Here is a 9,415-nt window from a genome sequence, read left to right as displayed (position 1 = left end):
CCCCGTCGGGCAGCGCCTGTTTGGCATTGATGCTGCGTTATCGCCTATTTATGGGGAATAACACCACAAAGGCTCTGCCTTGCCTAAATACCAAACAGACTGCTGCAAATTCAACCTTGAAAGGTTAACAGACCCTAATAACATAAAAGACAAACATGACTAAAAAAACAGTAAAACCGCAAGGTGAGCGCACCGTAATGGGATTTGATTTTGGTACTAAGAGCATTGGTATTGCAATTGGTCAAGAATTGACAGGCAGCGCCACCAGCCTAAAGGCGGTGAAAGCTCAAGATGGCATCCCTAATTGGGATGACATTGCTGTACAGGTAAAAGAGTGGCAACCTGACTTAATGGTGGTTGGCTTACCGCTTAATATGGATGGCACTTCTCAAGAGGTTACCTTTAAAGCCAAAAAGTTCGCCAACCGTTTGCATAATCATTACGGTATAGCGGTTCATACTCAAGATGAGCGCTTAACTACCGCTGATGCTAAAGCACGGTTGTTTGAACGTGGTGGTTATAAAAACTTAGGTAAAGGCAACGTAGATAATATGTCTGCGGTGATAATTCTAGAGAGCTTTTTTGAAGCCAGTTATGGCGAATAAATTGATTTAACAAAAAAAGCGCTTAAAGCGCTTTTTTTATGCGTGGATTTAGATTTGGGTCTATTAACCTTTGCGGATTAAAACTCGTTCAAGTAAGGTGCGATTTAATCATGGCGCGAGGTTTATAACCTAGCTGGCTCGATAACTGCTCCTACGTTATTCTACTGGCTTATATCCATGTAGGCAGCAACGAGTTAATTGTCCTTAGGTAATATTACCTTTATCATCAAGGCCATCAATGGTTACACCTTGCAAAAAGCCTGCCCCTTGCTGCTCGTTATTACGCAGTTTTATCATTAAACGTAAATCATTTGGCGAGTCTGCATGATGAAGTGCATCGGCATAGTTAATCCGTTGCTGTCTGTAAAGCTCAAACAGCGCTTGGTCAAAGGTCTGCATGCCCATTTCAGTTGATTTGGCCATAGTTTCTTTAATACCACCAATGTTACCGTTTTTAATCAGCTCACTCACCATTGGCGTATTCAATAATACCTCTATAGCAGCAGCACGTCCCTCACCATCAGAGGTAGGGATAAGCTGCTGGGCAATAATAGCGCGTAAGTTTAATGCTAAATCATATTTAAGCTTATCGTGCTTCTCTTTTGGAACTAAGTGCATAATACGATCAATAGCTTGGTTAGCATTGTTAGCATGTAAGGTGGCAACACATAAATGACCTGTTTCTGCAAAGCTTAACGCATACTCCATAGTTTCTTGCGATCGAATTTCACCAATCAAAATAACATCAGGCGCTTGGCGTAAAGAGCTTTTTAGTGCTGACTCAAAACTTTCAGTATCTAAGCCCACTTCACGTTGAGTAATAATGCTTTTTTTATGTTCATGAACAAACTCTATTGGATCTTCTATAGTTAAAATATGCCCACGTTGATTGCGATTTCTATAACCAATAAGCGCCGCCAAAGACGTTGATTTACCTGTTCCAGTACCACCGACAAATAATACCAGTCCGCGCTTTGACATAATCACATCTGTAAGCGCTGATGGCAATCCAAGCTCTTTTACATCAGGTATTTGGGTCACAATCCGGCGAATAACCATCCCCGCTCTATCGCGTTGCCAAAAAGCCGAAATACGAAAGCGCCCTTCGCTGGTTGCAATCGCAAAGTTACACTCTTTGGTGTTATGAAACTCTGCTTTTTGCTTTTCACTCATCGCTGATTCAACTAATTCCAGCGCTTGCTCATCGGTTAGCTTGTCATCATTAAGAGGTATCAGCTCGCCATTAATTTTAGCGCTGATAGGCAGCTGGCTTGATACAAATAGATCAGAGCCTTTTTTGTCGATCATTATTTGTAAAAAGTGATTTAGAGATAAAGTCATAATAATTCCTTAAGCGCTAAACTGCGTCTTATCTTGTGCTTTTGTATACGCCGCTGAGTGAGTGATAATGCCTCGGTTAACTAGATTCGTTAAACATTGATCCATGGTTTGCATGCCCTGCGACGCACCAGTTTGAATCGATGAGTACATTTGAGCAATTTTATCTTCACGAATTAAGTTACGAATAGCAGGCGTTGCCAACATGATTTCGTGTGCAGCTACTCGCCCTCCACCGACCTTCTTGATCAGTGTTTGTGAGATAACCGCACGCAATGATTCAGAGAGCATAGAGCGGATCATGTCTTTTTCTTCACCAGGAAATACGTCAATAATACGGTCAATGGTTTTAGGTGCCGACGTGGTATGCAAAGTGCCAAACACTAAGTGACCAGTTTCAGCAGCAGTCATAGCAAGGCGAATAGTTTCTAGATCTCGTAGCTCACCTACCAAAATAACATCAGGGTCTTCACGCAATGCACTTCGCAAGGCATTAGAAAAACTATGTGTATCGCGGTGAACTTCACGCTGATTAATTAAGCTGAGTTTATTATCGTGCACAAATTCGATAGGATCTTCAATGGTCAGTACATGATGATGTTTATTTTGATTTATATAGTCCACCATGGCTGCGAGTGTAGTCGACTTACCTGAGCCTGTAGGGCCGGTAACTAATACTAAGCCTCGTGGGTTATCTGAAATTTGTTTGAATATTTCCGGCGCGCCCAAATCTTCAAGTGTCAATACATCACTCGGGATAGTACGAAACACGGCAGCAGGACCACGATTAGAGTTAAAGGCATTTACACGAAAACGTGCTAAATTAGGGACTTCAAAAGAAAAATCCACTTCGAGATTTTGTTCATAGTCCTTACGCTGGTTATCGTTCATAATGTCATAAACCAGACTGCTGACTTCTTTATCTCCAAGTGCTGGTATATTAATACGTCGCACATCACCATCAACACGTATCATAGGTGACACCCCTGATGATAAGTGCAAATCTGATGCTTTATGTTGCACACTAAATGCCAATAATTCGGTGATATCCATTTATGACTCCACAACTAACTGATAAATATATGGTTACAATAGCAGAACGACTCACATCCGCCTACGCTAGAATGGCAGAGGCAGCGCAAAATGCACAGCGTAATAGTAACGAAATTACGTTACTTGCAGTATCTAAAACCAAACCCGCCTCTGATATTATGGCAGCTTATGAGCAAGGGCAACGCCAATTTGGTGAATCTTATGTTCAAGAAGCTGTAGATAAAATAGCGCAACTAGCCACATTTAGCGATATTGTTTGGCATTTCATTGGCCCTATACAGTCAAATAAAAGCGCTTTGGTGGCTGCTAATTTTGACTGGGTACAAAGCGTCGATAGACTAAAAATAGCAAAACGCTTAAACGCTCAGCGCCCACAGGAAATGCCCGCTCTTAATGTACTGATACAAGTTAATATTAGCGCAGAAGATGCTAAATCAGGCTGTACCATAGAAGAGATTGACCAACTAGCGCAATTTATAAGTCAGTGTTCACAGTTAAAATTACGCGGACTAATGGCTATTCCTGCAAAAAGTGACGATGCTAACACGCAAATTCAATATTTTGAGCAATTACAAACTTGCTTTGATAAACTACAGACCCAATATCCTCATATAGATACGTTGTCGATGGGGATGAGTAACGATGTAGAGACTGCCATAGCGGCAGGTTCAACCATGGTGAGGATCGGCACAGATATTTTTGGAACACGAACTTAAAAGGTGATAACAGACATATGTCAGATAAAAAAATCGCATTTATAGGCACAGGTAATATGAGCTACGCCATCATTGGTGGCATGGTAAAAAACGGCTTTAACGCAAACAATATTATTGCAACTAACCGCAACCAAGAAAAACTAGCCAAGGTAGCATCCGACTTTAAGGTGCAAACCACCAGTGATAATAACGAAGCTATGCGCGATGCAGATGTCATTGTTCTGTCTGTTAAACCACAAATGATGGGCGACTTGTGCCAATCATTTCAAGATTCAGGCATCGACTTTAGTGATAAATTATTTATCTCAGTCGCTGCAGGCTTAACCGTTAAACGCTTACGTGAAATGCTTGGCCAAGATGTGAAAATGGTGCGTTGTATGCCAAATACACCGTCGTTACTTGGCCGTGGTGTATCGGGCTTATATGGCGCTGGCGAAACGCAAAGCGAACATGAATTTGTACAACAAGTTTTTGAATGTACAGGTATAGTTGTGTGGGTAGAGCAAGAATCGCAAATTAACGATATCATTGCTGTGACAGGCTCATCGCCAGCTTACTTTTTCTTATTTATGGAAGCGATTGAAGAAAAAGCGAAAGCACTTGGCTTTAATGATGAAGACGCGCGTCGCTTAGTACAGCAAACAGCGCTAGGCGCAGCTGAAATGGCACTTAGCCAACCAGATATTAGCATTTCGCAACTGCGTGCAAATGTAACCTCAAAAGGCGGTACCACGCATGCAGCTGTTGAGCATTTAAAAGCGCAAGGTTTAACCCAAACTGTGGGTGATGCAATGGATGCGTGCATTGCGCGTGCAGTGCAAATGGAACAAGAACTTTAAAACCATTTTTTATTGAAGGTTATACTATGAATGCCATGCAATTTTTAATTAGCACCTTGTTTGATCTATTTTTAATGGTGGTACTACTGCGTTTTTGGCTACAGTGGGCAAAAGCCGACTTTTACAACCCGATGAGCCAATTTGTGGTCAAAGCCACTTCGTTTGCAGTTAACCCGCTGCGAAAAATCATTCCAGGGCTAGGCGGGCTTGATTTAGCCTCTTTGTTGCTGGCATTTATAGTGGCTGCGGCAAAAATAAGTACATTAATGTGGCTTATTTATAGCTCTTGGGCTATTCAACCTGTGCTTATACAGGCGCTAATAACTGTTTTAAAAGAAGGTTTAAATTTAGTCTTTTGGGTGTTAATCATCCGCGCTATTTTAAGCTGGGTAAGCCAAGGCTATAACCCAATTGAAGCGGTATTCCATCAGCTTACTGAGCCAATGTTAAAGCCGATCCGTAAAATCTTACCTCCACTAGGAGGCTTAGACTTATCGGTATTGGTACTGATCATCGGCATTCAGTTTTTACAAATGCTGCTAATGGACCTTTTAGCTTAAGCACAACGTAATATAAAAGAGGCCTAGCGCCTCTTTTTTACATACTCAGGAGTTAACCATGCAACGTTTAATAAAGTTTTGTTTTATTGCTTGTCTCGCTTTAGCATTTAATGCACACAGCGCTCAAGAACAAGGCGCCCAATACAAAGAACTAGGCCCTTGGCAAGTTCATTACATAGCCTTTCCATCAACGTTTATTCAACCGCAAATAGCTAAAGCCTATGACCTTGAGCGTAGTGGCTATAAAGGTATTGTTAATATTTCAATATTAAAAAATAATGCAGATAAAGCCGCTCAAAAAGCGACATTACAAGGTATCGCTAAAAACTTATTAGGTAACAAGCAAACCCTTAACTTTAAAGAAGTCGTTGAAGGCGATTCAATTTATTACCTAGCACAAGTAGATTACACCAACGAAGAAATTTTACGTTTTGAAATTGAAATCCAACAAGGTAATCAGTTTCAAACATTAAAGTTTAAGCAAAAATTTTACGTAGATTAAATATGACCAACACCTTAGTACTTGCAACCGGTAACCCCGGAAAAGTGAATGAGCTGGCTAACATGCTCAGCTCACTTAATATTAATGTTGTACCGCAAAGCGACTTTAATGTCAGTGACGTAGCCGAAACAGGCACCACGTTTGTAGAAAACGCGATAATTAAAGCGCGTCATGCGGCTAAAATTACCGGACTGCCTGCTATTGCAGATGATTCAGGCTTAGAAGTGGATGGCCTGAATGGCGCGCCAGGTGTTTACTCTGCTCGTTTTGCAGGAAATAGCGCAAGCGATCAAGATAATATCGATAAATTACTGGCTGATTTAGGCAACAACCCTAATCGCAGCGCTCGCTTTTGGTGTGTGTTGGTACTAATGCGTCATGCCGACGACCCTACTCCACTTATTTGCAGTGCTAGCTGGGAGGGCGAAATTACCCTTAGCCAACACGGTAAAGGTGGCTTTGGTTACGATCCTATCTTTTTTGTACCATCAGAAAATTGTACCAGTGCAGAGCTTACAAAAGAGCAGAAGAATGCACTAAGTCACCGTGGGCAAGCACTTAATAAATTACTACAAGAGTTACAACACAAAGGCGGCCTGTGAACCTTCCTCCACTGAGTTTATATGTGCACGTGCCTTGGTGCGTGCAAAAATGCCCTTACTGCGACTTTAATAGCCACGGGCAAAAAGGTGACATCCCTGAAGCTGAATATGTACAGCACTTAATTGACGATTTAAAAGCTGATTTACACTTAGTACAAGGGCGAAAAATTCACAGTATTTTTATTGGCGGCGGCACGCCAAGCCTATTAACCGGCGCAGCATATACCCGTTTACTCAATGAAATCGATAACCTAATTGGTTTAAGCGATAACTGTGAAATAACCCTTGAAGCAAACCCGGGCACAGTCGAAACTGGCCGTTTTAAAGATTATGTAAAAGCAGGGATTAACCGTATCTCTATTGGCGTGCAAAGCATGCAAAATGATAAGTTAAAAGCCTTAGGCCGAATTCATGGTGCCGATGAAGCCTGTTATGCGGCACAACAAGCTACTGAAGCAGGGTTGAATAGCTTTAACCTTGATTTAATGCATGGTTTACCAGGGCAATCTCTCGATGACGCACTAAGTGATTTAAAACAAATTATTGCCCTGAGCCCTCCACATATTTCTTGGTATCAGCTCACCATTGAGCCTAATACACAATTTGCTTCAAAACCGCCCACGTTGCCGCAAGATGAGACCTTATGGGATATTCAAGAACAAGGCCAAGCATTATTAGCACAAGCAGGCTATCAGCAATACGAAATATCGGGGTATGCAAAACCGGGCTTTCAATGCCAACATAACTTGAATTATTGGCGGTTTGGCGATTATCTTGGTATTGGCTGTGGCGCCCATGGTAAGGTCACTGATGCGAAAACGGGGGTGATAACACGCACTGAAAAGGTTAAACATCCACGGGGCTACATGGACATTATTAAGCCCTACTTGTACAAAAGCTGGCAAGTAGAACAAGACGACTTAGCGTTTGAATTTTTTATGAATCGCTTTCGTTTAACAGAGCCATGCCCGATTGAAGACTACAGTGCACTGACTAATCAGCCATTACAAAGCCAACAAGCGGCTTTGAATAAAGCCATTAACACAGGTTTATTAATAGAAAAAGACGGCCATTGGCAAGTAAGCCTTAAAGGCCATCGCTTTTTAAATGACCTGCTAGAATTGTTCGTATAACGCTTTTGGCGTTATGCGCATGTAAAGTAAATACATGAAAAATTAAAATACCCTAATGGGTTTCTAACAACAAAAGGGAAACGAATGCGTAAACTTACTCTAATTGCTGCCACGGTAAGCGTGGCACTGCTTGCTGGTTGCCAACAAGCAACACAACAATCAACGCCAGCACCGGCGGTTCAAGCTCAACCGGTACAAAGTGAAATTGATAAAGCGAATGCTTTTTTTGAAGACACTTTTAATCGTGATGTAATGAGCAGCCCAGTTTATCAAACCTACATGGGCATCAAAAAAGATTACGATAAATGGGATGACAACAGCGAAGAAAAAGCGCTTAAAGACTTGGCGCAAACTAAAGCCGATTTGGTCACCCTCAACAGCATTAACCGTGCGCAATTAGATGCAGCGACTCAAGTAAGTTATGATTTAAAAAAACAAGATTTAGAAGCCAGCATTGCTGATTTTAAATGGCGTTACCATAACTACCCAGTAAACCAGATGTTTGGTACGCACTCTATGGTGCCGGCTTTTTTAATTAACCAGCATCAAATTAGCAACGTAAAAGAAGCCAACGATTACATTGCTCGTTTAAATGGGGTGCCAGGTGTATTTGATCAACTTATTACCGGCTTAGAAATTCGCGCCGATAAAAACATTATTGCACCTAAATTTGTATTTCCACACGTGATTGATTCAAGCAAAAACATCATTAAAGGTGCGCCGTTTGAACAAGGTGAAGATTCTACGCTTTTAGCTGACTTTAAACGCAAGGTAAATGCATTAGAAATCGACCAAGCTGAAAAAGATGCACTTATTAGTAAAGCGACTAAAGCATTAAAAACAGCAGTTAAACCTGCTTACTCTAAGTTAATTAACTACATTGCACAGCTAGAAAAACGTGCTGATGACCGTGACGGTGCTTGGAAATTCCCTGATGGCGAAGCGTTTTACAATAACGCGCTTAAACGTACAACTACGACAGACCTTACTGCAAAAGAAATTCATGCTATTGGTCTTGCCGAAGTGTCACGTATTCATGATGAAATGCGTGCTATTAAAGATAAAGTTGGCGTTGAGGGCGACTTAAACGCTTTTATGCAGTTTATGAAAACCGACAAGCAATTCTACCTTGCTAATACTGAAGCGGGTAAAGCGCAGTACCTAAGTGAAGCTAAAGGCTTAATTGATAACATGAAAACACGCTTAGATGAGCTGTTTATTGTAAAGCCAAAAGCCGACATGATAGTAAAACGTGTTGAAGCTTTCCGTGAAAAAGCGGCAGGTAAAGCGTTTTATCAACAACCTGCGCCAGATGGTTCTCGCCCAGGTATTTACTACGCCAACCTATACGACATGGAAGCAATGCCAACTTACCAAATGGAAGCTCTAGCTTACCATGAAGGTATTCCGGGTCATCACATGCAAATTGCTATTTCACAAGAATTAGAAGGCGTGCCTAAGTTCCGTAAATTTGGTGGTTACACAGCCTACATTGAAGGTTGGGGTTTATACTCAGAGTTACTACCAAAAGAAATGGGCCTTTATGAAGACCCGTATTCAGATTTTGGTCGTTTAGCTATGGAGTTATGGCGTGCCTGTCGTCTAGTGGTTGATACCGGTATTCACGCAATGAAGTGGACTCGCCAAGAAGGTATTGATTACTACGTTAACAACACTCCTAACGCCACTTCTGACGGTGTAAAAATGGTTGAGCGTCATATTGTAATGCCATCACAAGCAACGGCTTACAAAGTAGGTATGCTGAAAATATTAGAACTACGTGAAGCAGCTAAAGAGCAACTTGGCGACAAGTTTGATATTCGTCAGTTCCACGACGTAGTGCTTAAGAATGGCCCTGTACCATTGAACGTTCTAGAAAACTTTGTTGATGAGTGGGTTGCTAGCAAACAAGCTTAATTATCTAGGGTCTGTTGACCTTTCAAGGTTAAATTTGCAGCAGTCTGTTTGGTATTTAGGCAAGGCAGAGCCTATGTGGTGTGGTTATTCCCCATAAATAGGCGATAACGCAGCATCAATGCCAAACAGGCACTGCCCGAAGGGTTCTGC

The 9,415-nt window shown here is 41.6% G+C and carries 10 protein-coding genes; 8 read left to right on the top strand and 2 right to left on the bottom strand.

Features of this window, described 5'->3' with window-relative positions; genetic code table 11:
- The first annotated feature begins 155 nt into the window (after nt 1–155).
- Complete coding sequence (ruvX, locus tag CWB76_RS17320; protein WP_013465849.1) at nt 156–605, top strand: Holliday junction resolvase RuvX; 450 nt, start codon at nt 156–158, stop codon at nt 603–605.
- Nucleotides 606–809: 204 nt separating this feature from the next.
- Here the strand turns inward: ruvX and CWB76_RS17315 are convergent, their stop codons facing one another.
- Entirely contained in the window at nt 810–1,946 is a 1,137-nt protein-coding gene (locus tag CWB76_RS17315) for a PilT/PilU family type 4a pilus ATPase (protein WP_138609270.1), read from the bottom strand.
- A gap of 9 nt (nt 1,947–1,955) precedes the next feature.
- A complete protein-coding gene (locus CWB76_RS17310) occupies nt 1,956–2,996 on the bottom strand; it encodes a type IV pilus twitching motility protein PilT (protein WP_010391590.1) in 1,041 nt (346 codons plus the stop codon).
- A gap of 2 nt (nt 2,997–2,998) precedes the next feature.
- Here CWB76_RS17310 and CWB76_RS17305 point away from each other — a divergent pair, with 2 nt between their 5' ends.
- The 7 genes from CWB76_RS17305 (at nt 2,999) to CWB76_RS17275 (ending at nt 9,265) form a co-directional block, all read left to right on the top strand.
- A complete protein-coding gene (locus tag CWB76_RS17305) occupies nt 2,999–3,712 on the top strand; it encodes a YggS family pyridoxal phosphate-dependent enzyme (RefSeq protein WP_138609268.1) in 714 nt (237 codons plus the stop codon).
- Nucleotides 3,713–3,729: 17 nt separating this feature from the next.
- Complete coding sequence (gene proC / locus CWB76_RS17300) at nt 3,730–4,551, top strand: pyrroline-5-carboxylate reductase (RefSeq protein WP_138609266.1); 822 nt, start codon at nt 3,730–3,732, stop codon at nt 4,549–4,551.
- A 26-nt stretch (nt 4,552–4,577) separates the two neighbouring features.
- On the top strand, nt 4,578–5,111 hold the full coding sequence (locus CWB76_RS17295; RefSeq protein WP_008113334.1) for a YggT family protein: 534 nt from the start codon (nt 4,578–4,580) through the stop codon (nt 5,109–5,111).
- 58 nt (nt 5,112–5,169) lie between these two features.
- A complete protein-coding gene (locus CWB76_RS17290; RefSeq protein WP_055012523.1) occupies nt 5,170–5,613 on the top strand; it encodes a DUF4426 domain-containing protein in 444 nt (147 codons plus the stop codon).
- Between the two features lie 2 nt (nt 5,614–5,615).
- Nucleotides 5,616–6,215, top strand: a complete 600-nt coding sequence (locus CWB76_RS17285) for an XTP/dITP diphosphatase (protein WP_138569545.1) — start codon at nt 5,616–5,618, stop codon at nt 6,213–6,215.
- Nucleotides 6,212–7,348, top strand: a complete 1,137-nt coding sequence (gene hemW / locus CWB76_RS17280; RefSeq protein ID WP_138609264.1) for a radical SAM family heme chaperone HemW — start codon at nt 6,212–6,214, stop codon at nt 7,346–7,348. Before CWB76_RS17285 ends, hemW begins: the two co-directional genes overlap by 4 nt.
- Nucleotides 7,349–7,432: 84 nt before the next feature.
- Complete coding sequence (locus CWB76_RS17275) at nt 7,433–9,265, top strand: DUF885 domain-containing protein (protein WP_138609262.1); 1,833 nt, start codon at nt 7,433–7,435, stop codon at nt 9,263–9,265.
- Nucleotides 9,266–9,415: the final 150 nt, after the last annotated feature.

The sequence above is a fragment of the Pseudoalteromonas sp. S1609 genome (assembly GCF_005887255.1).
GTDB lineage: Bacteria > Pseudomonadota > Gammaproteobacteria > Enterobacterales > Alteromonadaceae > Pseudoalteromonas.
Note: the sequence above shows the minus strand (reverse complement) of the source record. Positions and strands in the feature narration are given on the sequence as shown.